General features: G+C 47.3%; 21 protein-coding genes and 2 tRNA genes. 20 read left to right on the top strand and 3 right to left on the bottom strand.

Annotated features, from left to right (window positions below; translation table 11 throughout):
• Positions 1–909: 909 nt before the first annotated feature.
• Positions 910–984, bottom strand: a tRNA-Cys gene (locus JWH17_RS07910).
• Positions 985–1,044: 60 nt separating this feature from the next.
• On the opposite strand from JWH17_RS07910, the gene rnc reads away from it, so the two are divergent.
• The 16 genes from rnc to JWH17_RS07830 all read left to right on the top strand — a co-directional run bounded on the left by rnc (position 1,045) and on the right by JWH17_RS07830 (position 18,333).
• Complete coding sequence (gene rnc / locus JWH17_RS07905) at positions 1,045–1,782, top strand: ribonuclease III (RefSeq protein ID WP_205222054.1); 738 nt, start codon at positions 1,045–1,047, stop codon at positions 1,780–1,782.
• Between the two features lie 218 nt (positions 1,783–2,000).
• Positions 2,001–3,008: an elongator complex protein 3 gene (locus JWH17_RS07900; RefSeq protein ID WP_205222053.1), complete on the top strand. Its 1,008-nt coding sequence runs from the start codon at positions 2,001–2,003 to the stop codon at positions 3,006–3,008.
• 19 nt (positions 3,009–3,027) lie between these two features.
• Positions 3,028–5,004 (top strand): ABC-F family ATP-binding cassette domain-containing protein, encoded by a 1,977-nt coding sequence (locus JWH17_RS07895; RefSeq protein WP_205222052.1) that lies wholly within the window; start codon positions 3,028–3,030, stop codon positions 5,002–5,004.
• Positions 5,005–5,044: 40 nt separating this feature from the next.
• Positions 5,045–6,766: a hypothetical protein gene (locus JWH17_RS07890; protein ID WP_205222051.1), complete on the top strand. Its 1,722-nt coding sequence runs from the start codon at positions 5,045–5,047 to the stop codon at positions 6,764–6,766.
• A 295-nt stretch (positions 6,767–7,061) separates the two neighbouring features.
• On the top strand, positions 7,062–8,873 hold the full coding sequence (gene iorA, locus JWH17_RS07885; protein ID WP_332468387.1) for an indolepyruvate ferredoxin oxidoreductase subunit alpha: 1,812 nt from the start codon (positions 7,062–7,064) through the stop codon (positions 8,871–8,873).
• Positions 8,873–9,457 (top strand): indolepyruvate oxidoreductase subunit beta, encoded by a 585-nt coding sequence (locus JWH17_RS07880; protein ID WP_205222049.1) that lies wholly within the window; start codon positions 8,873–8,875, stop codon positions 9,455–9,457. The genes iorA and JWH17_RS07880 overlap by 1 nt, the downstream gene beginning before the upstream one ends.
• Positions 9,458–9,610: 153 nt before the next feature.
• Positions 9,611–10,912 (top strand): phenylacetate--CoA ligase family protein, encoded by a 1,302-nt coding sequence (locus JWH17_RS07875; protein WP_205222048.1) that lies wholly within the window; start codon positions 9,611–9,613, stop codon positions 10,910–10,912.
• Between the two features lie 77 nt (positions 10,913–10,989).
• Positions 10,990–11,421 (top strand): ACT domain-containing protein, encoded by a 432-nt coding sequence (locus JWH17_RS07870; protein WP_205222047.1) that lies wholly within the window; start codon positions 10,990–10,992, stop codon positions 11,419–11,421.
• Between the two features lie 59 nt (positions 11,422–11,480).
• The gene (locus JWH17_RS07865) at positions 11,481–12,371 is read left to right on the top strand and encodes a branched-chain amino acid ABC transporter permease (RefSeq protein ID WP_205222046.1); all 891 of its coding nucleotides are present in this window, start codon (positions 11,481–11,483) and stop codon (positions 12,369–12,371) included.
• Positions 12,371–13,447 (top strand): branched-chain amino acid ABC transporter permease, encoded by a 1,077-nt coding sequence (locus tag JWH17_RS07860; protein WP_205222045.1) that lies wholly within the window; start codon positions 12,371–12,373, stop codon positions 13,445–13,447. Before JWH17_RS07865 ends, JWH17_RS07860 begins: the two co-directional genes overlap by 1 nt.
• A gap of 284 nt (positions 13,448–13,731) precedes the next feature.
• Positions 13,732–14,490: an ABC transporter ATP-binding protein gene (locus JWH17_RS07855; protein WP_205222044.1), complete on the top strand. Its 759-nt coding sequence runs from the start codon at positions 13,732–13,734 to the stop codon at positions 14,488–14,490.
• An 87-nt stretch (positions 14,491–14,577) separates the two neighbouring features.
• On the top strand, positions 14,578–15,303 hold the full coding sequence (locus tag JWH17_RS07850; RefSeq protein ID WP_205222043.1) for an ABC transporter ATP-binding protein: 726 nt from the start codon (positions 14,578–14,580) through the stop codon (positions 15,301–15,303).
• A 156-nt stretch (positions 15,304–15,459) separates the two neighbouring features.
• Positions 15,460–16,758, top strand: coding sequence for a phenylacetate--CoA ligase family protein (locus JWH17_RS07845; RefSeq protein WP_205222042.1), 1,299 nt, complete (start codon positions 15,460–15,462; stop codon positions 16,756–16,758).
• A gap of 9 nt (positions 16,759–16,767) precedes the next feature.
• On the top strand, positions 16,768–17,250 hold the full coding sequence (locus tag JWH17_RS07840) for a MamS/MamX family magnetosome protein (RefSeq protein ID WP_205222041.1): 483 nt from the start codon (positions 16,768–16,770) through the stop codon (positions 17,248–17,250).
• 137 nt (positions 17,251–17,387) lie between these two features.
• On the top strand, positions 17,388–18,092 hold the full coding sequence (bamJ, locus tag JWH17_RS07835; RefSeq protein ID WP_205222040.1) for a BamJ family beta-barrel-assembly machinery protein: 705 nt from the start codon (positions 17,388–17,390) through the stop codon (positions 18,090–18,092).
• 64 nt (positions 18,093–18,156) lie between these two features.
• Positions 18,157–18,333 (top strand): hypothetical protein, encoded by a 177-nt coding sequence (locus tag JWH17_RS07830; protein ID WP_205222039.1) that lies wholly within the window; start codon positions 18,157–18,159, stop codon positions 18,331–18,333.
• Positions 18,334–18,400: 67 nt separating this feature from the next.
• Here JWH17_RS07830 and JWH17_RS07825 read toward each other — a convergent pair whose 3' ends face one another.
• Both JWH17_RS07825 and JWH17_RS07820 read right to left on the bottom strand, forming a co-directional pair.
• Positions 18,401–19,225, bottom strand: coding sequence for a DUF362 domain-containing protein (locus JWH17_RS07825; RefSeq protein WP_205222038.1), 825 nt, complete (start codon positions 19,223–19,225; stop codon positions 18,401–18,403).
• Positions 19,226–19,528: 303 nt separating this feature from the next.
• Positions 19,529–20,611: an LptF/LptG family permease gene (locus JWH17_RS07820; protein ID WP_205222037.1), complete on the bottom strand. Its 1,083-nt coding sequence runs from the start codon at positions 20,609–20,611 to the stop codon at positions 19,529–19,531.
• Positions 20,612–21,184: 573 nt separating this feature from the next.
• Between JWH17_RS07820 and JWH17_RS07815 the strand changes: the two genes are divergently transcribed.
• From JWH17_RS07815 to JWH17_RS07800, 4 genes are all read left to right on the top strand, one after another.
• Entirely contained in the window at positions 21,185–22,213 is a 1,029-nt protein-coding gene (locus JWH17_RS07815) for a DHH family phosphoesterase (RefSeq protein WP_205222036.1), read from the top strand.
• A gap of 192 nt (positions 22,214–22,405) precedes the next feature.
• Positions 22,406–23,659 (top strand): glucose-1-phosphate adenylyltransferase family protein, encoded by a 1,254-nt coding sequence (locus JWH17_RS07810; protein ID WP_205222035.1) that lies wholly within the window; start codon positions 22,406–22,408, stop codon positions 23,657–23,659.
• Positions 23,617–24,912, top strand: a complete 1,296-nt coding sequence (gene glgD / locus JWH17_RS07805) for a glucose-1-phosphate adenylyltransferase subunit GlgD (RefSeq protein WP_232370971.1) — start codon at positions 23,617–23,619, stop codon at positions 24,910–24,912. Before JWH17_RS07810 ends, glgD begins: the two co-directional genes overlap by 43 nt.
• Positions 24,913–25,283: 371 nt before the next feature.
• Positions 25,284–25,360: transfer RNA gene (locus JWH17_RS07800), tRNA-Arg, on the top strand.
• Positions 25,361–25,433 lie beyond the last annotated feature (73 nt).

The following is a 25,433-nucleotide window of genomic DNA, read 5'->3' as shown; positions in this document are numbered from 1 at the left end:
TTTCAAACAAAAATACTCCACAAGTGGCCCTGCACCAGTAAAGTGGTGTCCTAGTTTATACAAGTTACTCTTGCTTAAACTGTCAAATTTACCCAGAAAAGGAATCGGCTCAGAATATTGAACTGGGATCCCGTTTGAATGTGTCTGATAATTTTGAACTTAACAATGACCAAACATGACAACAGGAATTGAGCATTTAGGCACTTTTGAAAATTCAATAATGTTCATATCTTTTGATGCTAAATACAGCGTTTTAAATTTTTGATGTTTCCAGGTTATGTTCAATAGTCATTTATGGAAGTTTGTTAGGGGCGCTGTAAGTTCCTACGACAGCATCGTTCAGTGCGGATAGAGATTTCCACTGCTAATGAGAATGAATAGACAGGCCCAACGATTTTACCTTCCTGTTTGTATGAACTTTGCCGAGTTTCGAGAGCTGATTTAGAATCCGCCTATTGTCAGGTAAAAGGGGGTAATAGAACATTGGTTGAAATTTCAGTAAATTTGGGGAAGTTGGTGATGCTGTTCTGGTCTTTTTTTGTGCACGTCCATAGTAGAGATTGGTCCAATAATTGGCTCACATCTCGCTGTAGAAAATGGGGAGTTTGTTGATGAGTTTCAATGGATTAGGGTTTTGTTATTTTGATGGTGTGCCAGTTTGACCTGTGTTGATGTTAATCCGTTTTTCTGGGGGGCGGGTATCGAGGAAATGTTCAAGAGTGATATTTATGTTTGTTTAACTGGTCAGGTAAAATTAAAAGGAACAGGACTTTCTAAATTACTATATAAAAAAACATTTTTTATTGTTATAGAAGCAAAGTCGAGAATAGAATGCAATCTATACATAGTATCATTGTATTTGGGAGAAAAAAAAGGGTCACAGCAAATACTGTGACCCTTTTGAATGTCTGGAGGCGACGAGCGGATTTGAACCGCTGAATAATGGTTTTGCAGACCACTGCCTTACCGCTTGGCTACGTCGCCGTTAGAAAGTGCGACATCTTATACCACAGATAAAAATTTTGACAAGAGGAAATTGCATTTATGGGAACAACACTTTGGGCATTGGTGCAGGACCACGAAGAGGAACTGCAGGAGCTGCAGGAACGGATTGGCTATCAATTCCGTGACCTGCAGCTCCTGCAGCTCTCTCTCGTGCACAGCTCCTATGCATTTGAACGACTGGATGATAAGCGGCATAACGAAACCCTTGAATTTTTAGGCGATGCTGTGCTTGATTTAACGGTGGGCTATATCCTGTACACCAGCTTCCCGGATTTACGGGAAGGGAAATTGACCAGGATCCGTTCCGCACTGGTCAATGAAGGCGGACTTGCCCACATGGCAAGAGGGATTGAACTGGGAAAATACCTTTTGCTGGGGCGTGGGGAAAATGCCTCCAAAGGAAGAGAAAAACCATCCATCCTTTCCTGTGCCTACGAGGCCGTGGTTGGAGCACTTTTTCTTGACGGTGGCTATGATGCTGCCCTGGACTTTGTACGGCGTTTTTTTGAGCCGCACATTGCTAAACGCGGTGACCATCTTATTACTGCCGATGCCAAGAGCTCTCTTCAGGAATTTCTCCAGGAACAGTATAATGAAGGGCCGGAGTATGTGCTGAAAAACGAAGAAGGCCCTGCCCATGCACGCCAGTTCTCCATTGCCGCCTGTTTTCAGGGGAATGAGCTTGGGCTTGGAAAGGCTTCAAGCAAAAAAGAAGCTGAACAGCAGGCTGCCCGGGTTGCACTGGAGCAGTTGCAGCAGGATAAAGAAGACGATTAGGTAACCGTTCAGCAGCACCCCACGGAGTCTGCGCTTACCTCTGCGCACGATCAGGCTGGACAACTTAGCTTTACGCTAGTTACCCAGCCTGCCTGCACGCATCCGGAGCACTGCTGAACTGTTACAGATCAGGCTCAGGCGAGGGCGTTTGTTATTCGCTGACGTTAGACGACAAGTAGATTTCTCCAAGAGAGCATCCCTTTTATTTCTAAGCGCATATGGCTTCTATTATCCCGATTTTCATACCCCATGAAGGGTGCCCCCATAGCTGCATTTTTTGTAATCAAAATTCTATCAGCGGTAGAAGTGCCAAACGGGTAACACCCGCAGAGATAACGGAAACTATAGAAACCTGGCTGGATCGGTATTTGGCAAAACAGGCGCATCCCGTCCAGGTCGCTTTTTACGGCGGGAGCTTTACCGGTCTTGAACCACTGCGCCAGCAGGAATTACTCGGAGCGGTTACACCTTTTATGGATCAGGGCAGGGTGCAGCAGATACGGCTTTCTACCCGTCCTGATTATATCGATCAGGACAAGCTCGACCTGTTGAACATGTTCAAGGTAGATATTGTCGAGCTTGGAGTGCAGTCACTTGATGATACTGTCCTTAGGTATTCAGGGCGCGGCCATAGCACACAAGATGTGTATAGGGCCGTGGACTTGTTGCAACGGGGGGCGTTTCAGGTAGGGATGCAGTTAATGCTTGGCTTGCCGGGTCAAACGTTTCGTTCGCTGCGACGGACAGTTGCGCAAACGATCCAGTTGCAGCCTGATTTTGTTCGTATTTATCCCGTGTTGGTGGTGAAGGGAAGTGGCCTGGAAAAGGCTTGGCAAAAAGGTATATACACCCCGCTCTCACTTGGTAAGGCTGTTTTGCAGGCAGCATATATGAAAAAAAACTTTGATCGTGAGGGCATCCGGGTTATACGCATGGGTCTGCAGCCGGGAGATTCTTTAGAGCGTTCTCTGCTGGCTGGTCCCTATCATCCCTCTTTTGGAGAGATGGTTTTGAGCCGGTTAATGCTTAAACAGACAAGGATGCTCTTGCAAGGGCAGAAAGAATCATGTCCTACACTCATCATCAATAGTAAAGATATGTCTATTTTTAAAGGGATACGGTCTGCCAATATGTACCGGCTGTCGGAACTGGGTTTGTTGGACTGTTTTGCATTGCGAACCGATGACAGTCAGGCCCGCTACCAGGTTACCCTGAGAAATAACTAAAGAGAAAGACGAGATAACGATGCTCAGTGTCAATGACTTAAACCTCCAGTATGGAAGTAAGCATATTTTTCGCGATGTAGCGGTCCAGGTGCATACTGGTGATCGTATAGGACTGGCAGGTGTAAACGGTACCGGTAAATCGACTCTGTTAAAAATTATGTGCGGCGAACAGGAGACCGATCCTGGAACTGTGTCGCGTGCTTCATGGTTTTCGGTGGCATATTTACCGCAAGAAGTGACCCTTGACCTTGGTTCGCGAACCCTTTTTGAGGAGGCAGAGTCTGCCTTTGATGATGTCCTTGCCCAGCAGGAAGAGCTTGATCAAATCAGTGAAGAACTTTCCCTGTTAGAGCAAGGGAGTGACGCTCTCGAACCTCTGTTGACCCGCCAGGGTGAACTGCAGCATGCACTTGAAGGGTGCGACGTGTTTCGTATCCGTCCCCAGATTGAACGGATTTTGGGTGGGTTGGGGTTTAAAAATGAGGATTTTGAAAAACCGGCCGCCAGTTTTTCCGGTGGCTGGATTATGCGGTTGCTGTTGGCCAAACTGTTGTTGAGAAAACCATCCCTGTTGCTTTTAGATGAACCCACTAATCACCTGGACCTGGACTCCCTGACGTGGCTGGAAAATTTTCTGCAGCAATACCAGGGGGCATTGGTCATTATTTCCCATGACCGGATTTTTCTAGATCGGTTAACATCCACCACCTGGGAGTTAAGCCTGGGGAAGCTCACCGTTTACCGCGGCAATTATTCCCATTATCTGGTGGAAAAAGAACAACGCCTGGAGCTTGAGCGGGCTGCGTATAATAACCAGCAGGCCATGATTAAACAGACCGAGCGTTTTATCACTCGTTTTCGCTCTAAGTCCACCAAGGCTAAGCAAGTACAGAGCAGGGTCAAGCAGCTGGAAAAAATAGAGCGGATTGAGCTCTCAGAGACCGACCGGTCCGTTGCTTTTTCTTTCCCTCCTGCAGCCCCTTCCGGGCGAGATGTATTGACAGTGGAAGGAGTGAGCAAGGCCTTTGCCGGGAAACAGGTCCTTTCGAATGTTTCTCTTTCTCTGCAGCGGGGCGATAAGCTGGCTGTAGTCGGTGTCAATGGGGCAGGAAAAACAACCCTTTTAAAAATGCTTGCCGAAGTGGAGCCTGCTGAAGGCACCATCAAGCAGGGACATAATGTGGTTTTGACCTATTTCGGTCAGCACCAGGCCCAGGAACTTTCCGGTGAAATAAGTATTCTCGATACTGTTTACCATGCGGCGGTGGACATGACTGTCACCCAGGTTCGATCACTGTTAGGGACCTTTCTCTTCACCGGCGATGAAGTCGAGAAAAAAGTGCAGGTACTTTCCGGTGGCGAAAAATCACGGGTGGCGCTGGCAAAGATGCTGGTTCGTCCTGCTAACCTGATGCTGCTTGATGAGCCGACCAACCATTTGGATATCAGCTCTCAGGAAGTGCTGCAGGAGGCAATGGCCCAGTATGAGGGGACCATTGTGGTGGTCTCCCATAATCGATTTTTTGTCAATTCATTTGTTAATAAAGTACTGGAGATACGAGACGGTAAAGCAACTATCTACGAGGGCAATGTTGATGAGTATCTGGCTCAGCGACAGAAAGAACAAGAGGCCCTTGCCGATAATCCAGGAACCGCCGGTAAGCAGAACGCCCAGCAGGTGATCGCAGAAGATGAGGCAAAGCGGATAGACAAGAAAGAACACCGCAGGCAAAGGGCAAAAGAGCGGGAGCAGCTCAATAAAAAAATTGGTCCTTGGAAAAAGAAAAATCAGGATGCTGAAAAAGAAATTGAAAAACATGAGACCCGCAAAGGTGAACTGGAGGAGTTGATGGCAGACCCGGAACTCTATGCACAAAAAGAAGCCTGGGCAGAAGTCAGTAAAGAGTATACCCAGGTCGAACGTTACCTGGAGCGGGCCTATCTTAAATGGGAAGAAGCCCAGGCAGCCATAGAGGCTATTGAAAAAGAACTGTAACCCAAAGATAAGCAATGAAAAATTCCATGGGGAAAATGTAATGAATAAACGAATTGGGATAATCCTGGTGGTGGTCGCGGTAGTGGCAGCCGCCGGATTTTATGTGTTAAATGTTTCTAAAAAAGAAGATGCCGGGTCTTACGCAGCTTTTTTGCCACAGGACACATTGGCCACAGTGAGTCTTACCCATTTGAATAAAATCAGCGATACGTTTGCGGATTCCCCCCTTGGGCATCTTCTTGCAAAGGAAACCATGGGCGGTATCCTGAACGAACTGCAGGTGGACGGGCAGGCTGTTGCAACCTATGACAAGACGTATGATGATATGGTGGCGTTGATGAACAACCCTGCCTTTCTTTCTGTTTTTGGAGATGACACGGCCCTGGCTGTACTTTCCCCGGATCTTGCTCGCTTAAAAGGCGAGCCTCAACGTGAAATTGAACGATCTATGGTTGTTTTTGCAACAACAGCCGTGTCCGGCGCACTGGACTCATTTGCAAAACTCATTATGAGCGACACCGTCACCACGGAAGTAATCGACAATCTCACCCTGACCAAGATAGAGGTAAGTGATGGTGAAATTATTTACGGGGTCGCGGCAAAGGGGACGGTCCTGCTTTCGTATGCTCCGCAAACCATACTCGCCTGTCTGACAGCTGCAGAATCTGAGGTAACACTGGAAAATGCAGCGTCTTTCCTGGCGGCAAAACAGTATTGGCAAAGTATTGAAGCTGAGACTGTTTACAGCAGGATGTTCGTCAATAGTGATGCACTCATGAGCCTGCTGGCAAGAGCAGAAGAAGACGAAATCAGTAGTATAGCCAAGTACCTGGAAGGCATAACCTATTTTTCCTCATTAACCTACCAGCTGGGGCAAGATCTTCACAGTGATAGCAGGGCGGGATTTGAGCCGGGAAAGCTGCATCCGGCATTGCAAGCTGCTCTTGAACAGCAGGTAGAAGCGAACACCTCTCTGAACTTACTCAACGAAAATACGCTTATCTACGATTGGTCTTCTTCGCTTTCAGCGGAGGTGATGCTGCACTCATTTGCTGCTGGTGATGAACAGGAACTTGATCAGTTCGAAACTGTTATTCAGCAGGAATTAGGATTGTCGTTTGCACAACTTTTACAGGCCATTGGCCCACAATATGGTTTTGTGGTCAATCAAATAGTCAACAGCGGTTTTTTCCCGCTACCCAAGGTGGTTGCCTTTGTAGAAGTGCGGGATAGTACACAGGCAACAGCTGTTTTTAATACCATACGGGAAAAAATTAACCAGACCGGTTTTGCAGAGGAAAAAACAGTGGAGGCAAACGGGCAGACGGTCTATTACTGGTCTGTTCTCCCGGGGGAAGCGACCCAGTTGGCCATGGTACTCACACCAACCATGTTGTATGCAGCCAATGGCAAGTCTGTCTTGGTCGATTTGTTGAATCAAGGTGGTGCTCTAACAATGATTGGGGCCCCGGTAGCAGCATCGCTTGGGGATGCATTAAAAAACCAGGTGGAAGCTGCAGGTCTTGGTACTTTTATAGTTTATCCTGCCCGGCTTGCAAATGAATTACAGGATGTTGCAGGATGGCTTGTTTCTACTCTGGCTGCAACCCAGGGAGTGTCTGCATCCAGACTAGGGGAGGAAATAATCAATCTGATGCTTGCCTATGAGGTGGTGGCTATGACCACCAAGCTGACTCCGGAACACGGCGATTGGCACTGTACCATTAAAAGCAAGCAACCAGTAGCTGCAACTGAAAACTGAGGCTGTTTGCAGTATACACTGAAAACAAGGTGTCGGTCGCTGGGTACGGCGGAAAAAGCTCTTGCCTAACCGATTGATTTCAGGGTATTGATGCTTCTTTGTGGCGTTGCAGGGCTTTGTTCGGGGCAAGAATACGTTTTAAATGAGAAAATTGATATTGGTCAAGCTGGTAAAGACCTATCCTCTTTAATGCGGCTTTGCAGGGCAAACAAGAGACCTGTGTCAGCGTTTTAACCTCAACCCTTATATAAACCGGCGGTTTAACCAGCTCTCTAAGGGCATGAAAGGAGGAAATGTGGTTTTTGATAACGAAACAAAACAATGGCTTTCCGGGAATGAAGCGATAGCTCAAGGAGCGTGGGAAGCTGGAATTACAGTTGCGTCCGGGTATCCGGGAACGCCATCTACAGAGATAATGGGTAATTTTGCTCGTTACGACGACGTTTATGCAGAATGGGCACCCAATGAAAAGGTTGGGCTGGAAGTGGCGATCGGTGCCTCTTTTGCCGGTGCACGTGCCCTTGCCACCATGAAGCATGTCGGGGTAAACGTGGCTGCCGATCCGCTCTTTACTGCAGCGTATACCGGTGTTCGGGGTGGCCTGGTCGTGCTCACCGCTGATGATCCGGAAATGCACAGTTCGCAAAACGAACAGGATAATCGGAACTATGCCTTTGCCGCCAAGTTGCCGATGCTGGAACCATCCGACCCTGCCGAGGCCAAGGCTATGGTCGGCCGTGCAGTTGAACTGAGCGAGCAACTGGATACTCCGGTTATGCTCCGTATCACCACCAGGATTGCCCATGTCAAAGGGGTGGTGGAAAAGGGAGAGCGGGTTGCTGTGCCTGAGCCTTCTATTGAAAAGGTTCCTGCCAAATTGGTGATGTTGCCGGGGAATGCCAGAGTTCGGCGACGCGAGGTGGAAAAGCGGATGGCCACTGCCCGCGAGATGGCGGAAAGCCTGCCGGAAAACAGAGTTGAAAAAGGAACAGGCCCGAGGGGATTTATTGCTGCCGGCACTTCCTATAATTACGTGAAGGAAGCCTTTCCCGATGCACCGGTCCTTAAGCTTGGTATGGTTTGGCCGTTGCCGGAAAAAATGATACGGACCTTTGCAGGCTCGGTTGAAGAGCTGATTATCGTCGAGGAACTGGATCCGTTTCTGGAGTTGCACATCAAGTCCATGGGCATTGACTGCCATGGTGAAGATATAATCCCCAATCAAGGGGAGTTGAATTCTTTTATTGTCAAGACGGCTGTTGAGCCGGAATCCGCCCCTGAAGTTTTTGAACCGGTGGAACTGCCCATGCGACCACCCAACATGTGTGCCGGGTGCCCGCATCGGGGTCTGTTTTATGGGTTGTCAAAGATGAAAGATGTCTTTGTGTCCGGTGATATTGGTTGTTACACCCTGGGCTTTCTGCCACCACTTTCCGCGATGGATGCGTGCGTCTGCATGGGGGCCTCAATAAGTATGGCCCATGGTATGGCAAAGGCGCTCGGCGAAAAAGGGGAAGGTAAACTGGTTGCTGTTATCGGTGATTCTACCTTTATGCATTCAGGCCTTACCGGGTTGTTAAATACCGTCTATAACAATTCGTATGCCACGGTCATTATCCTGGACAATCGAATCACTGCAATGACCGGTCACCAGCAAAATCCTGCTTCAGGAAAGAGCCTCACCGGCGAACCTGCAAGCGCAATCGATTTTGAACAACTTTGCTCGTCTCTGGGAGTGAAACGGATTACGGTGGTCAATCCCCATGATGTGGATGCCACTCGTAAGGTGCTCAAACAAGAAATTGCTTCTCCTGAGCCGTCGGTGGTCATCAGCCGAGCTCCGTGTATCTTGTTGCCGGAAGAGGTCAAGCGAAAGAAACCTACGTACTATACCAATCTTGACAATTGTACCGGTTGTACTGCCTGCGTACAGATGGGGTGTCCTGCTATAAGCTGGCATCCTCTGACTCCGGAAGAGGCTGTTGAACAAGGCTACCGGGAAAAACAGCGAGGGTATGCAGAGATAACCGAAGTGCAGTGTAATGGATGTGGGCAATGTGCGTGCGTGTGTAAGTTTGATGCGATCACCAGAAGGGAGGAAGACTAATGAAGCAAAGTGGTAATATACTCTTTTCCGGTGTTGGTGGTCAGGGGATTCTGCTGGCAAGTGAGCTAACCGCCTATGCACAGCTGGCAGAAGGCTATGACGTTAAAAAGAGCGAGGTTCATGGTATGGCGCAGCGCGGTGGATCCGTCGAGGCCCATCTTCGCTATGGGGCGCGGGTGTACTCGCCGCTCATTGATCCAGGTAGTGCCGACATCCTGGTTGCGTTTGAAATCTTAGAGGCTGCCCGTTATCTGCCCTACCTGCATAAGGACAGCGCTGTGGTGGTCAATACGCAGAAGATTCTGCCGCCGGCAGTCGCCCTGGGCAAGATGACCTATCCGGAAAATATACTCAAAGAACTCACCGATCGTCAGATTAATGTTGTCCCCATCGATGCCTTTGCCATTGCCGAAGAAGTGGGAGAGCTGCGCACGGTCAATGTAGCAATGGTCGGCGCAATGTCGAACTTTCTGGCGGTGGGCCCTGAGGTGTTTCTCAAGGTGATCGATACTACGGTGAAAGAGCAGTTTAGAGAGGTCAATAAAAAGGCATTTGAAGCAGGTAGAGCTGCGGTGTACGCATAATGTAGTAATGTAGTGTAGTTTGCTCATCAACTAACCTGGATTTCCTATGCACATCGTGTCGATTGATTTCATTGACACGATGTGCAAACGAAAAATCCGGATTGGGAAGCTGAAAGTTTAATTGTCTCGCAAAGGAAGAAATGAGGTTGAGTAATGATGTGGGTTGAAGAAGTAGAAACATTACCGCGTCCGGGATTGGAGTCCATCCAGTTGAAACGGCTGCAGAAACAGGTCCGACGTGTGTATGATACCGTGGCACCATATCGTAGCAAGATGGATGATGCCGGCGTCAAACCTGGCGATATCCAGTCGCTGAAGGACTTGCACGTACTCCCTTTTAATACCAAAGACGACCTGCGGGACAATTATCCTTTTGGCCTGTTTACGGTGCCTTTGGAGAAAGTGATACGGGTACATGCTTCTTCCGGTACCACCGGTCAGCCGACTGTGGTCGGCTATACCGAAGCTGATATTGAACTCTGGGCGTCGGTCATGTCCAGAGCGCTGGCAATGGCCGGGGTCACCCCTGGTGATATGGTGCATAATGCCTATGGGTATGGATTGTTCACCGGGGGCCTTGGAGCCCATTACGGTATTGAGGCGCTTGGTGCAACCGTAATCCCGGTGTCTGGAGGCAACTCAAAGCGCCAGATCACCATTATGCGTGATTTTGGGTCAACGGTATTGCTTTCGACACCCTCTTATGCACTTAACCTTGCCGATGCTATGGCAGATGTGGGTGTGTCGCCTTCAGAACTGAAACTTCGGGTGGGTATTCACGGTGCCGAGCCATGGAGTGAAAGCATGCGTGAAGAGGTTGAGCGTAAACTTGGCATCAGGGCTGTGGATATCTATGGTCTTTCCGAGATTATCGGGCCTGGAGTCGCCATGGAGTGCCTGCAGACAGACCGGGGCATGCACATTCTGGAAGATCATTTCCTGCCGGAAATAGTTGATCCCGAAACACTGCAGCCGCTTCCCTATGGCGAAGTGGGGGAACTTGTCTTTACGACCCTGACCAAAGAAGCGTTTCCGTTGATCCGCTATCGCACCAAGGATATTTCTCGCCTGATAGCAGAGCCATGTGCATGCGGTCGGACCCTGGTTCGCATGGAAAAAGTCATGGGCAGGACCGACGACATGTTGATAATCCGTGGTGTAAATGTCTTCCCGTCCCAGGTTGAGCACGTACTGGTGGGCATTGAAGGGGTTGAGCCTCATTATCAGATTGAGGTGAATCGCGAGGGCAGCCTTGATACAATGTCTATCCTGGTGGAAGTAAGCGAAAATATCTTTTCTGATGAGATAAGAGTTCTTGAAGGGCTGAGCAAGAAGATCCAGGCAGAAGTAAAAGATATGCTTGGCGTCACCTGTAAGGTTAAACTGGTTGAACCTCGAACCATAAAACGTTCAGAGGGGAAAGCACAGCGGGTCATAGATAATAGGAAGCTGTAACAGATGGGGTGGCTTCCTGGCCGTTCCAGTCTCTAAAAGCTGGAGGCCGCCATTGCATCAATTCCGGAGGGAAAAGAATGAGAGTAGAGCAGATCGCAGTTTTTCTTGAGAATAAATCAGGACGTCTTGCAGAAATCACACGGATTTTGGCGGAAAATGATATCAACATCAGGGCGCTGTCTGTTGCAGATACAGCAGACTTTGGTATCCTGCGGCTGATTGTCGACAAGGTAGATGCTGCAAAAAAATCCCTGCAGGAAGGCGGTTTTACAGTCGGTAAAACCAATGTTATTGCCGTTGAGGTGCCGGACCGGACCGGTGGACTGGCCAGTGTGCTCAAAACAGCCAACGAGGCAGGGCTGAATGTTGAGTACATGTATGCCTTTGTTAATAAAAGTGCTGAAGATGCCGTGCTTATTTTTCGTTTTGATGAGATGGATAAAGCCATTGAAGTATTGCAACAAGGAGGGTTTGTTTTACTCTCCGGCCCACAGATCTGCGCTTTATAATTTTATTCATCAGGACACGACAGGTAGCTGATAACGTACACTCTTAATTCTTTACGGTTATGACATTAGATCTCTTTTTTCAGTACCTGTTTGCCGGAATAACCTATGGCTCGATCTATGCCATCGTGGCCATAGGTTATAATATTATCTACAATACCACCGGGATTATCAATTTCGCTCAAGGGGAATTTGTCATGCTTGGCGGCATGATCGCCATCACCCTTTTGCCGTTAGTCCCGTTGCCGGTAGCCATTGCCCTAGCAGTTGGCATAACCATGCTCATTGGCGCCGTCATAGAGATTCTTTTCATTCGTTGGCTGGAAAGTCCATCCGTATTACGGCTGATTATCATTACCATCGGTATCTCCATCCTGCTCAGAGAAATAGCACTCCACATATGGGGCGAATCGATCAGAAGTTTACCCTATTTTTACGGCAACGAGATTACTACCTTTTCGGTCGGCTCGGTTCACCTGTCTCCACAAGTTCTGTGGGTGATCGCCACCTGCTCAGTTATGGTTGCAGGGCTCAGTTTGTTTTTTAAATTTACCCCAACCGGCCGTGAAATGCGGGCTTGTTCCGCCAACCGCACCGCTGCAATCCTTTGCGGTATCAGTACCCGCAACATGGTAACCCTTTCTTTTATGCTCAGTGCCGGGTTGGGTGCCCTTGCCGGGTGTGTGATGTCCCCCATTACGTATACTCAGTACGATTCGGGGACCGGCCTGGCGATTAAAGGGTTCACCGTCGCAATTTTGGGGGGGCTTGGTAACTCTATGGCAGCCGTTGCTGCTGGTCTATTGCTCGGTATAATTGAAGCGTTTTCTGTTTCAGTCGTTCCCCTGGCTTTTCAGGATGCCATCGCCATTACGTTGCTGCTCATTATTTTATTTGTAAAACCCCATGGGATATTTGGTTCCGGCGAAGCAGCGAGGTTGAAAGATTTTTGATGAAAAAGAAAAACAGTCTGAAAATTCTCAGCCTTTGTGGTTTTGTGATTGCCGTTCAATTGCTCACTCTGGTCACCGGCACCCAGTATTTTTTAACCCAGTTAACCATGTCAGCCTACTATGGTCTGGTGGTGATCGGGCTTGGTGTCCTCATGGGCTATGCCGGTCAAATATCCATTGGTCATGCCGGTTTTTTTGCTATTGGCGGTTACCTTTCCGCAGCACTGACCACGCATAACTTATTAGGTGTGGCCGAAAATCCACTGGTCAAATTGCTGGATCAGGTCGGTTTTTTGGCGATGTCCCAAGATATTTACGGCGACCAGTTGCTGACTGTTTCACCCTGGGCGGCATGCCTGATTGCTGTCGGAGCTGCGGGCCTTATTGCCCTTGTTTTGGGGGTGCCTGTGCTTAAGCTTAAAGGGCATTACCTGGCAATGGCAACCCTTGGATTCGGCACTATAATTTATCGCCTGCTGCTTGCGACACCTTATTTCGGAGAAGCGGATGGTATTTCTGATGTACCCTCTTTTACGATTCTGCCTGCTTTGGGATCGTTACCGCCCATTGTGATAAGCGGTGATTTCAGTTTGCGGGTGGTGAATTACTATGTGGCGTGGGGCGTGTTGATTATCGGCATGATTTTGCTGCTCAATCTTATTGATTCAAGGGTGGGCAGAGCTTTACGTTCGCTGCACAGTTCAGAAGAGGCCGCAGAAGCGGTGGGAGTCAATACTGCCGGATTTAAAGTGGGCGTTTTCGTCCTCAGCGCTATATTTGCTGCTTTTGCCGGTGTTTTTATCACCCATTATAACAGTGGGATCGGTCCTTCTGAAGCATCTGTGATGAAGTCAGTGCGGTATGTTGCCCTGGTAGCAGTGGGTGGGATGACCAATCTCTGGGGGATGCTGATCATGGGAGTTAGCCTGACCTTTCTCTCGTTGCGTGGCGTTTTTGGTTCCATGGATGATGCTGTCTTTGGCGTGATTCTTATCGGTGTGATGTTATTTGCACCCAATGGTGTACTGAGTGTCAGGGAATTTTTCGTTACCAGGAAAAAGGAAACTGCCGAATAAGGTTGGGACTATCTAGCCAGAATTTCTCATGAACATTGTGTCAACCTGTCAAATTACAAACAATTTTTATATGTTATACAAACTAAGATGAAGTTGAAAGTTTTTCACAATGTTGGCCAAAGGTCAGTCCATCCAGCACCATTTTCTTCAGTATTTTGGCAATGAATATAGGCGACTATGATTCATTACCAAAAACTTTGAACCTGGCGCTGCCTGAACTGATGAGAAATCCAGGCTAGGAGAGATAATGGAACGTATCGGTGAGCCAGCAGGTGCAGCTACCTATGCTTGAGCTGCAATCAATTCATAAAACGTTTGGTGGACTGCATGCTGTCAATGATGTGAGCTTCCGAGTGGATCCAGGAGCCATAAAAGCGGTGATCGGTCCCAACGGCGCCGGTAAAACAACGCTTTTTAACCTTATTGCCGGTAATCTGCCCCCCAGCGCAGGTGCTATTTATTTTCAAGGGAAAGCGATCCATGGCAAAAAACCGCATCAGATTGCGGGGCTTGGCATGTCCAGGACTTTTCAGAACATAAAACTCTTTCATGGCATGACTGCCCTTGAATGTGTGATGGTCGGGTGCCATTTACGCAGTAAAGCAGGTTTTATCGGCGGCATGCTGCACCTGCCAGGATCCAGAAAAGAGGAGCAGTGGATTAACAAACGCTCCATGGAGCTGTTGGAACTTCTTGAGATTGCCGAGTACGCAGATGTGGAAGCCACCAGCCTTGCCTTTGGCCAGCAGCGGGCTGTCGAACTTGCCAGGGCCCTTGCAAGTGAACCAAAACTCTTGTTGCTTGATGAACCTGCTGCCGGGCTGAATATCTATGAAACAGCTGAGGTCGCTCGCCTGATTACCAAAATTCGTGATATGGGGATCACCGTTCTGCTGGTTGAACATGACATGTCACTGGTGATGGAAATCTCTGATGAAATTGTTGTTCTCTGTTTTGGCGAAAAAATTGCCGAAGATGTACCGGCACAAATCCAAAAAAATCCAGAAGTGATCAGCATTTATTTGGGCGAAGATGAACAATGACGGTCTCGGCACAGTGGGATGTGGCCGCTGCAAAGGCTTGAGAAATCGGAAATGACAATATTTTCAGTGGTGGGGTAAGCAGCAGTCATGCTCAAAGTTCGAAACCTGGATGCGGGATATGGTAAGTTACGTGTTCTGAAGAATATCTCTTTGCATGTGGACAGTGGCGAAATTGTAACCATGATCGGGGCCAATGGTGCCGGGAAGACCACCTTGCTGCACACCATCATCGGCTTGGTCCGCGCTTCAGCAGGCAGTATTGAGTTTCAGGACCAGTGTTGTAACAAGATGGCTGCGCAAAAGATAGTGGCAGCCGGATGCGCCTTGGTTCCGGAGGGGCGTCAGGTTTTTGCATCGATGACCGTGGAGGAAAACCTCATCCTTGGCGGCTATGTCCTGGAGCGAAAAGAGGGCCGGGGTGCAGTGCTGCGCGAGATGCAGTGTCAATATGACCTGTTTCCGGTTCTTCGCGAGCGGAGTGAGCAACTCGCCGGAACCCTTTCCGGAGGGGAGCAGCAGATGCTGGCCATGGGGAGAGCACTCATGTCCCGTCCCCGCCTGGTGATGATGGATGAACCTTCAACCGGGCTGGCACCATTGATTGTTAAAGATATCTTTGCCGTTATTACCCGGCTTCGAGATGCGGGCAACACTGTTTTGCTGATAGAGCAGAATGCAAAAGCAGCGTTGGGAATTGCCGACAGGGGGTACGTCCTTGAGGTTGGAAAGGTAATTCTGCAAGGGCCTGCTGATGATCTGCTTGCCAATTCAGATGTGCAGCGGGCCTATCTTGGGAGAGAAAAAATAGCATAGTATGAGCGGGTGGTACATGGGGTGCCGACCAACGAGTTGGCCGGCAACAAGGGGGTTGCGTTATTAAGTGCGGAACAGGTACGGATCGAGGCTTTGGCGAGGTTGTATGTTCTTCGCTGAATAGTTACATTAATTCTAACTTTGTTTGATAAGCGTATGTATTGGGAACCGGAAAGAGAATGTATGGCACGGGAGGATTTGGAGCAATTGCAACTTGAGCGGTTGCAGTCGACCTTGTACAGGGTTGGAACCCATGTGCCGTTTTATCGCAAAAAATTTGAGGAACTCAAATTTAACTATGACGCTGTTCGTTCCCTAGACGATATCAGACAGCTGCCATTTACTGAAAAAGAGGATTTGCGCAGTAATTACCCCTACGGGCTGTTTGCAGTGCCCCTGCGTGATGTTGTGAGGGTACATTCCTCTTCGGGAACTACCGGCCTCGCCACTGTGGTTGGATATAGTCGCAATGATATCAAGACGTGGTCAAACCTGGTTGGCCGCGTTCTGACTGCGGCAGGGGTAACTCGAAACGATGTTATTCAGATTGCCTTTGGGTATGGTTTGTTTACCGGTGGGTTTGGTCTTCACTATGGTGCCGAGCACATTGGAGCATCGGTGATTCCAATTTCTGCCGGTAACACCAAACGACAAATCCAAATTATGCAGGATTTTAAAACCACCGCCTTGGTATGCACACCTTCGTATGCGCTGGTTATCGCAGATACGATGATGGAAATGGGGGTGAATCCCAATGGGTTGTCGCTGCGTTTCGGCCTTTTTGGTGGAGAGCCGTGGTCTGAGGCCATGCGTCAGGAAGTGCATGAAAAATTAGGCATTCTCGCCACAGACAACTATGGGTTATCTGAAGTCATGGGGCCGGGGGTAGCTGGAGAATGCCAGGAGTGCAACGGTCTTCACATCAATGAAGATCACTTTCTGCTTGAAGTTGTAGATCCTATTACCTTAGAGCCGGTCGCTCCCGGAGAAGTAGGGGAGTTGGTGATCACTACGTTGACCAAGGAAGCCTTTCCCATGATCCGTTATCGGACCAGGGATCTGACTCGATTTCTTTTAGAGCCGTGCCCCTGCGGGCGAACGATGAAAAGGATGGAGCGTGTTATTGGCCGTTCCGATGACATGCTTATTATAAAAGGAGTCAATGTTTTTCCAATCCAGATAGAAAAAGTACTGTTTGAGATAAAAGGAACTGAGCCCCATTATCAAATTATTGTTGAACGTGAAAATCACACCGATAAAGTCAGTGTTTTGGTAGAGGTTTCAGAAAATATATTTTTTGACGAGATGAAAAAGCAGCGTCAGATGGTTGACCATATCAAGGCGCGGCTTGCAGCAGAACTCGGGATAGGCGTGGATGTGAAACTGGTTGAAGAGAAAACCATTGAACGATCCATGGGCAAATCCAAGCGGGTGATTGATAAACGAAAACTCTAGGAGGCTACAATGGCTATTCGTTCTTCTGTCTTGTTTATGGTTATAGCGCTCACCATGTTTTTAGTACCGACTTTTTTAAGTGCTGCACCTGCCGAAGGCCTGAAAGGCTGGGAGGAAGAAGGTCAATATAATAGTTTGTACCATGTCTCTGAACTGGATCGGCTGAAGGGGGATATCAAAAAAATGATAGAAATTGTCCCTATGGAAGGAATGGATCCTGGGATTGGTCTTATTTTAAAAGATGGCGACGGTGATAAGGTGACTGTACACCTCGGGCCCAAGGCATTTTTAGGGAAAAACGTTGGCTTGAAACGTGGTGATCGTGTCAAAATTCGCGGTGCCTGGGCTGAAATTAACGGAGAAGATGTTTTTATGGCTTCCAAAATCAAGAAAGGTGATTATTTCTCCCTCAAGGTACGTTTAACTAAAAATGGCAAACCGTTCTGGAGCATGTCCCCCGAGGAATTGGCAAAGGAACGTGCTGCTGAATAGTCTCGTCGTAAGAGAGACTAATAACTCTCCGGCTCACCATTGATGGTTGCAGTTTTTTGCAGCCTCTTCATAGCCGGGAAATCAATTGTCGGTGCTGCTGAGGTAACCGGCAATTTTTTTATGAACAGGAGAACTACATGAAAGTGATTGTATCTGCTTTACTGGCCGGACTGGTCTTGACCGGTAATTCCTTTGCAGCCGATAAGGCGGTTGTACTTGAAACCGAGCAACAAAAATTAAGCTATGCCATGGGCTTGGACCTGGGCCAATATTTTCAGGGAATTGATGAAAAACTCGATCTGGAAATGCTCAGTCGCGGCATGTTTGACGCATATAATGGGAAGACACCACTTATTACTGCAGAGGAATCGGCAGTCATTCAACAGGACTTTGCTAAACGGCAGCAGGAAAAGCAGATAAAGAAAACAGTGGCCATGATTGAGAAAAATCAAAAGGCTGAAGAGGCGTTTTTAAAGGAAAATAAGGCCAAAGCAGGGGTGGTTGCGACCGAGAGCGGGTTGCAATACAAAATGCTGAAATCCGGAGAAGGAGCTAAGCCAACTGCTACCGATATGGTGAAAGTACACTATCAGGGAACACTGCTTGACGGAACAGAGTTCGACAGTTCCTATGAACGTAAACAACCTGCTGAATTTCAAGTAGACCAAGTGATACCAGGTTGGCAAGAAGCATTGCAATTAATGGCTGTTGGCTCAACCTATGAACTGTATATCCCGGCAAAACTTGCATATGGCGACCGTGGTGCACCTCCGGTGATAGAACCTGGTTCTATGCTGATTTTTAAAGTTGAACTCCTTGACATACTCAAAACCGACAAATAAAGTTTATGCACTGTTTTGCAACACTTTGCAAACGTGACATAATCCATTTGTGGAGGCACAGTTTATGGGTAAGGTAAAGTTAGAAAAAAAGAAATGCTGTGCAAAGTATCGTAAAAAAGGAAAACCTTGCAGCCGATGCCCGTTGTTTGCGTCAGGGTGTTCGTCTAAAAAAAAGATGGTTGCAGTTTCTGAAATAGAAAAGAAAAAAGATAAGAAGAAAAACAAAAAGAAGAAAAAATAATTATTATTCTTTTTGTCATAATTTTTTAATGCCGGGTGTTGCCAGCGATGCGCAATCCCGGCATTTTTTATTTAACCGTCATGATTTCATGCACAGTCAGCGGTGCGGCCTGGCCCAGTTCCTGGTGAACGCTTTTGATATGGCCAATCTCTTGCCAGTTTTTATGCAGGAGTTGCGCCCCGTAAGCATCAATGGCAACCGGGTCATCTGAAGCTGCCAGGATGTGGGGAGGTGGTTGGCAGGTTGGACCCCACAGATGGGCTTCGGCCATGCCCAGGGTCGCGTCGAGTACTGAAAAATCCGGGGTTCGGTATCTGTTAAGATCTGCAACCGCATCCTGAATGCCGAGATGAAAAGCGGACTTTTTCCAGCCGCCACCCTGCTGGTAGTGCTGCGGTGGGGCAAGGCCCATCATATTTTTCATGGTAAGGGTTACCAGGGCAAGGGAGTGTGCTTTGAGCATCGGTACAGACAGCAGAAAACTCTCCATAGCTATTTGGGGCAGGTGCATTTCCGGCCATCGAACGTACTTTGCGCATTTGAGTGATATACAGGGCTCATGGTTAAGGTCAATCAATGGAACGTCAAGCTCTTTGCCCAGTTTAGTGTAGCCAAGGGCTTCAAAGGCATGGGGTGTGTCATAGGTAGCAGATGCCGTCCCCTCTCCGATAAGTATCTCTGCCTGAGAATGTTTTCGTAGATAAAGGATGATGGCTCTTACCAGGCTCACGGGTGTGGTGATCGGAGGGGGGAGTGCTTCAACCAGATTTGGTTTGATCAAAATAACAGGCCGGCCGGCAATCTTTTTATCCAACCCGGCAGCGTCAAGAAGGCACGTGACCCGATACTGTTGGTTTTCTTGCTTAACCGTATAGACTGTCCCTTGCTTCATCGAGTGCATTTGTCTGGAGGCCATTTGAGAGGAAATGAGAGCGGATGGCTCTTAACCCGGATTTCTCATCAGTGAAGTTTTTCGCAGATCGAGGCGCAGGACACGCAGCAGGTAAGCGTAGACTCCGATAGTAAGCTACCGCAAGTGGCCTGCAACAAAGAGTCTGCGGAAAAATCCGCTGACCAGGAGGGTGAGTTTTTTTGATTATCGACGAAAAAACAGTCTGTTTTTTTAGCGCTACCGTATTTTCTGTAAATATCAAAAGCTTAAGTTGAAAATCAAAAAACTCATGAGAAATTCGGGTTAACTATCCTCTCGTAACAGGAGAATAAAACCAAAAAAGCCCATGAGCAGGTGAATGGAAATAGCAGCAAATAACGGATTCATATAACCAGCTTTTGCAAGAGACTGCAGTGTTCCCCATATGCCCCAGCAACCGAAGGCCATGCCGCAACTGGTGGGCACGGCAAGAGAAAGGTCGCGCCCCCATTTCCTGTAGACAATTAAAAGCAGAGGTAAGCCAAGAAAAAGGAGAGGCAGGCCAAGCAAGGTGTAGGAAATACGGCCATAAAAATTAGCCCAGGCCAGGTTTGTTTCATCGTCGGATTTTTGGCGCTGGGTAGCCTTATAGAGATCCAGCAGGGAAAGTTCCAGGGATTGATATTCCGGCACAAAGAAGTCTTCCGGCTTTTCCTTGAACTGGAAGACTTTAGAGGTGAAAAGATCAGTTGAAAAATCTGTTTCCGTCACAGCCCGCTGTACCTGCCCATGTTTGAGGGTCCAGGTTTCATCGGCCCAATATGCTTCTTTGGAGGCTATGTGGGTTGACAACTTATATTTATCATCCCATGAGGTAAAAGAAAAAAAGAGAAAGTTATTGCTCTTGGGTGATGGACGAGCAAAAGAATAAAAACCCTCCTGGCCGCGATAATAATAACGTCCGTTGCGATATATACCGAGCGGAACGCGCCCTTTGACTTCCTTGTTCCATATCCGATTGGTCTCTGCGATGGTTTTGGGCAGGATAAACTGAGACATGGCCAGGAAGAGCAAGGTAAACAATACACCGGAAACCAGGATTGGGGCGGTAATTTTTTTGAGGGGAACGCCACCGGCCTTGAGAGCAATCAGTTCGTTACTATGATTGAGAATACCCAGAGTCACAACTCCGGCAAGCAGAATACAGACCGGGCCCATCTGTTCGACTATAAAAGGAACATTGAGTAGGAAGAACTTAAAGACAAGCGCCATGGATTTTCCTTTTTCCAGGAAGTTGTCTATTTTTTCAAAAAAATCGATCAGCAGATAAATGGTAATAAAGCTTGCCATCAGCATGCTTATATTACGAAGGAATTGATAGAAGACGTATCGGTAAAGGAGAATCACGGTTTTTGTATCAAGGAAAGGGCGATTATAGAGAAAAAGGTACAGGAGTCCATTGAGCGCTCATGTTTGACCATATATGCTTTTTCAGTTGGTATGGCAGACAATTGTAATGATGAAGATATGTCCATCTTGCCAAAGAATCACTTTTAACATGACTGGTCTAAAAGCAAAAGATGATTGTGGCTAGAGACCTTTTTCTTGTTGGTACTGACTAACCAGATGAGGACATATGCTAGGTATGGTTTTTTTGGTTATTTTATTTTTTGAATAAACCTTTGCTTCTTTATTCTTTAATTTCAGTATGTTGATGTCTTGTCTGCGGGCCTAAGTCAAAACTTGCTATTTTTGAAATCTCTGTGGTATAGTTGTCTTCCCCTGCTCCCCGATACAACACCGGGAAGGAACGGGTGATTGTCTATGGATCAGCCAAAAACAAAAAAAGACCCTCGATGTCGGTTATTTTCATCAAAAAAGAGTGTGATTTTTTATGAATCGTTCTTAGGCTGGTTGTTAATGCCGCTGCGTTTCCAATTTTGTGAACTGTAGTGGCTTTTTTTTATTATTGTAAATTTTATGATTAAACGACTGGAAAAAATTGCAGATAGTGTCACGCAGAGTGCCAGTAAAAATTCGGCTACGTCACGTCTTCAAGGATTTTGGGATATATTTGATCGCGATGACGAAGTTCTTATTCTTATCAGTGCAGATCCGGATGCCATTGCTTCTGCCATGGCAGTAAAAAGGTTGCTCAGTTATAGGGTACAAAGTGTGGCAATTGGCTATCCCAATGAAATCCGTCGCCTTAACAATATTACCATGGTGGAACGGCTCAAAATACCACTTGAGCGTATGCACACTCTGCCGGTAAAAGATTATTCAAAATATATCCTGGTGGATTCACAGCCGAACCATCAACCCTGCTTTGAAAAGATAGAATTTGATGCGGTTATCGATCATCATCCTGTTACAAAAGGGTGGGATGCAAAATTTATTGATATACGACCGGAATACGGTGCTGTGGCTTCTATGATGGTGGAGTATTTGCGTGCCGCAAATATTAAACCTTCGGTAGCACTTGCCACTGCCCTCTTTTACGGGATCAAGGTCGATACCCAGAACTTCCAAAAGAAAAACATGCAGGCCGGAGACGGTATATCGTTTCGCTACCTGTTTAATATTGCAAACCTGAATCTGGTTCGAAAATTTGAGCTGACCGAACTGCGGCGCTCAGAGCTCAAATATTTTCGCATTGCCCTTAACGAAGTAAAAAGTAGGAAAGAGCGTGCCTACGTCCATCTGGGTAAGGTGGGAACTCCTGATATACTTGTCATTATAGCTGATTTTTTTAATCACGTAGATAAGTTTGACTGGGTTATTGTTTCTGGAGTATACGGCGAAAAATTAGTGGTTATTTTTCGTTGCGACGGTTATCGGAAAAACGCAGGTAAACTGGCCCAGAAGACATTTGGTGAATATGGCCCTGCCGGCGGCCACAAAGAGGCTGCAAGGGCAGAAGTACCTCTGAAGAACCTCCCCCTAAGAGAAAATCACGAGTTCTCAACCAATAGCCTTATTCGCATCATTACCCGCCACGTAAAGTAAAAGGCCATACTCCCCGATAACCGGTTTGAATTTTACAAAATTGCAAGGAATGTTCTACAGATATGAGAGTTATTCCTTGCAGGAGTCATTGGTTATGCAATAAGGTACACTCATAAAAGTCCTTTTCGTTTCTAAGCTGTTTGCTGAAGGACAGATACAGCGGAAATGTAATCCCCAGCAAGAGGTGCGTATATGTCTAAACCTTCAATCCTGGCAATGATTCTTGCTGGGAGCCGAGTCGGAGAGTTGGGTGTATTAACCCATTATAGACCAAAGTCCGCAGTGCCGTTTGGTGGTTTTGCACGGGTAATCGACTTTCCCCTTTCTAATTTACTGCATTCAGGTATAGAACGGATAGCCATTCTCAGCCAGTACCGTTCGTATTCTCTGATTAATCACATCGGCACCGGGGAAGCCTGGGATATGATAGGCCGCAATCGTGGTATTTCCATTCTGCCTCCATTTCAAGATTATGACAGTCCCCATTGGTATCGCGGATCAGCTGATGCTGTGTACCAGAATCTCGATTTTATTAAGTATCATGATCCCTCCAACCTGCTCGTTTTATCCGGGGACCATATCTATCAGATGGATTATCGGCAGATGGTTCAGTATCATAACGATCAAAAGGCAGATCTTACTGCAGCCTTTATACAGGTGCCGCAGACGTCTGCATCCAGGTTCGGTGTTGCTGAGATTGCTGATGACAGCAGCGAAGGCGGCCGCATCCTTACTTACGAAGAGAAACCTGTTCAACCAAAGAGCAACTGGGCTTCCCTGACAGTGTATTGCTTCAGGCCGGAAGTGCTGTACGACGTACTGAGAGAAAATCAGCAGAACGAATCATATGAATTTGGTCGTGACATCATTCCGCTGATGATGAAGCAGAAGTATAATGTGCATGGTTTTAAATTTGACGGCTACTGGGGATATACAAGAACCGTTGATGAATACTGGCAGACATCCATGGACCTGCTTGGGCCTGAACCCAAAATAGACATGGAAACATGGGGGGTCAGAACCAACCTTGCTCATCGCAATATTGCAGGTCGGCAGCCATTGAAAGTAGGTACCTGTGGCAGCCTTGGAAATTCGATGGCGTACAACGGTTGTATTATTGAAGGAACGGTGCGTAATTCCATCCTGTTTCCTGGGGTCAGGGTCGAAAAAGGGGCTGAGGTTGTGGATTCAGTCCTGTTTTTTGATAATGTCGTCCAAGAAGGCGCTAAACTGTGCAGGGTGGTAAGCGATGTGAACACAACCTTTGGAACCAATGTGCAGATAGGTGTCCCGGGCCGAGGTGAGCCTGGAAATGTCAGTGTCATCGGGTGGAATAATAAAGTGCCGGCCGGAACAACTATCGGCAGTGGCTGTACGGTAGCGCCCCGTATTGAAGAGTACAGATGGCCGGAAAAAGCATTGAACGACGGGGAGGAACTGAAATGAACGCTCTGGTGCTGTTGCTTGCAGGTGGTATTGGCAGTCGTCTCAATTCCTTGGTAGGGCACAGGGCGAAGCCGGCTGTACCTTTTGGGGGGATATACCGTATAATCGATTTCAGCCTTTCCAATGTTATGAATTCCGGGCTTAAAAAGGTCGGCGTGCTAACTCAGTATAAACCGCTTTCCTTGATGGCCCATATCGGTAGCGGTGAGGCGTGGGATTTTACTGGCCGCACTCGCGGGGTAAAAATATTGCCACCACGAACTGGAGAAAAGGATTCGGACTGGTACAAGGGAACAGCGGATGCCATTCGCCAGAATATTGATTTTATCAAAAGCAACCCTTCCGACCAGGTAGTGCTTCTTTCCGGTGATCATATTTATATGATGGATTTTGATGCCATGCTCTCCTACCATCAGCATAAAGAGGCTGATGTTACTATCGGAATGATGGTGGTACCCAAGAGTCAGATTCATCAGTTTGGTGCTGGAATAGTGGATGCCGAAAACCGGATTATCGATTGGGAGGAAAAACCCAAGGAGCCCAAGACCAACCTGGCATCCATGGGGATTTATATTTTTGATACCAAGTATCTGTTAAAGACCCTGGAAAGGGATAGAAAGGAAGTGGATTTTGGGATGCATATCATTCCGAGGGCCATCGAAAAAGACAGGGTGTTTGCCTACCCATTTTACGGCTACTGGCGAGATGTGGGCACGATCCAGTCCTATTGGGAAACCAACATGGAGATCATTCGGGAAAATTCTGAAATTTCCCCCGAAGAATGGGGTATTCAGCCCAATCCTGCCTATGGTGATCGGCCAATGGACAGAGCTCCGAGTCGCTTTGTTAATGGGTGCAGCGTTACCTCTTCATTGATATCTGCCGGTTGTGTCATTGAGGGGACTGTGGAAAATTCCGTACTGTCTCCTGGGGTAAAAGTGGAAAAAGGAGCAGTTGTCACCAATTCCATCATTTTTGATGACGGTGTCATCGGTAAGGATGCCAAGGTTGATCTTGCAATTTGCGACAAGCGGGTACGAATTGGCGATGGGGCGGTGATCGGTAATTCCGACAACATGACGGTTGTGAATAAAAAGTTCCCGACACATCTCTATACAGGTATTACCCTTGTAGGTAAAGAAGCTCATATCCCGGCTGGTGCTGGGATTGGTAGAAACTGTATCGTTGATTTCGGGTTTGCAGAAAAAGATTTTAACGGTTCGTTGCAACTGGGAGACGGTGAGTCGGTTTAGTTCTAGCTCTCAGGTAAGCAGTGTTTGCCTCTCTTTTCTTTTGCACAGAGAACAATGGTAATACATCAATTTAATTGACTTTGCTGGTGCTGTATGCATACTATTTTTCTTCTTCTGTGATACATTTGATTTTGTTCAAGATTCCAGGTTCGTTACATTCACAAACATAAAAAAGTAGCGTTCTTGAATTAATTTTGTTAAAAAATGTCCCTTGCTAGTTGGTGTCTGCCCAGAAATGAGGATTTTGGTTTGAGAGCAAGGCATGCTTTAAATTTTACCACAGGCATATAGTTGATATTCCGAGGATAAAATTTTAAGCATAACGCCGCTATCAGGCCTAAATACCATTTATGGACGGGCACTAGTTGAGTGGTCCCGTAGCTCAGTAGGATAGAGCACTAGATTCCTAATCTAGGTGCCGCTGGTTCGAATCCAGCCGGGATCACCATTTTTTCCTGTTTTCCACAAAACGTCTACACTGAAACCGCTTAGGCGATTTTTTCCGTTTTATCTGCTTGATT

It is taken from the genome of Desulfogranum marinum (genome assembly GCF_016918565.1).
Taxonomy (GTDB): Bacteria; Desulfobacterota; Desulfobulbia; order Desulfobulbales; family Desulfobulbaceae; genus Desulfogranum; species Desulfogranum marinum.
Note: the sequence above shows the minus strand (reverse complement) of the source record. Positions and strands in the feature narration are given on the sequence as shown.

Bases quoted from the DNA above. Each gene is read 5' to 3' on its own strand.
- JWH17_RS07830 (WP_205222039.1), top strand. From the start codon at position 18,157: ATGGGTAAGGTAAAGTTAGAAAAAAAGAAATGCTGTGCAAAGTATCGT.
- JWH17_RS07875 (WP_205222048.1), top strand. From the start codon at position 9,611: ATGATGTGGGTTGAAGAAGTAGAAACATTACCGCGTCCGGGATTGGAG.
- JWH17_RS07880 (WP_205222049.1), top strand. From the start codon at position 8,873: ATGAAGCAAAGTGGTAATATACTCTTTTCCGGTGTTGGTGGTCAGGGG.
- JWH17_RS07825 (WP_205222038.1), bottom strand. From the start codon at position 19,225: ATGAAGCAAGGGACAGTCTATACGGTTAAGCAAGAAAACCAACAGTAT.
- glgD (WP_232370971.1), top strand. From the start codon at position 23,617: ATGGCCGGAAAAAGCATTGAACGACGGGGAGGAACTGAAATGAACGCT.
- JWH17_RS07855 (WP_205222044.1), top strand. From the start codon at position 13,732: ATGCTTGAGCTGCAATCAATTCATAAAACGTTTGGTGGACTGCATGCT.
- JWH17_RS07900 (WP_205222053.1), top strand. From the start codon at position 2,001: ATGGCTTCTATTATCCCGATTTTCATACCCCATGAAGGGTGCCCCCAT.
- JWH17_RS07870 (WP_205222047.1), top strand. From the start codon at position 10,990: ATGAGAGTAGAGCAGATCGCAGTTTTTCTTGAGAATAAATCAGGACGT.
- JWH17_RS07845 (WP_205222042.1), top strand. From the start codon at position 15,460: ATGTATTGGGAACCGGAAAGAGAATGTATGGCACGGGAGGATTTGGAG.
- JWH17_RS07850 (WP_205222043.1), top strand. From the start codon at position 14,578: ATGCTCAAAGTTCGAAACCTGGATGCGGGATATGGTAAGTTACGTGTT.
- JWH17_RS07895 (WP_205222052.1), top strand. From the start codon at position 3,028: ATGCTCAGTGTCAATGACTTAAACCTCCAGTATGGAAGTAAGCATATT.
- JWH17_RS07815 (WP_205222036.1), top strand. From the start codon at position 21,185: ATGATTAAACGACTGGAAAAAATTGCAGATAGTGTCACGCAGAGTGCC.
- JWH17_RS07865 (WP_205222046.1), top strand. From the start codon at position 11,481: ATGACATTAGATCTCTTTTTTCAGTACCTGTTTGCCGGAATAACCTAT.
- JWH17_RS07890 (WP_205222051.1), top strand. From the start codon at position 5,045: ATGAATAAACGAATTGGGATAATCCTGGTGGTGGTCGCGGTAGTGGCA.
- rnc (WP_205222054.1), top strand. From the start codon at position 1,045: ATGGGAACAACACTTTGGGCATTGGTGCAGGACCACGAAGAGGAACTG.
- JWH17_RS07860 (WP_205222045.1), top strand. From the start codon at position 12,371: ATGAAAAAGAAAAACAGTCTGAAAATTCTCAGCCTTTGTGGTTTTGTG.
- JWH17_RS07810 (WP_205222035.1), top strand. From the start codon at position 22,406: ATGTCTAAACCTTCAATCCTGGCAATGATTCTTGCTGGGAGCCGAGTC.
- bamJ (WP_205222040.1), top strand. From the start codon at position 17,388: ATGAAAGTGATTGTATCTGCTTTACTGGCCGGACTGGTCTTGACCGGT.
- JWH17_RS07840 (WP_205222041.1), top strand. From the start codon at position 16,768: ATGGCTATTCGTTCTTCTGTCTTGTTTATGGTTATAGCGCTCACCATG.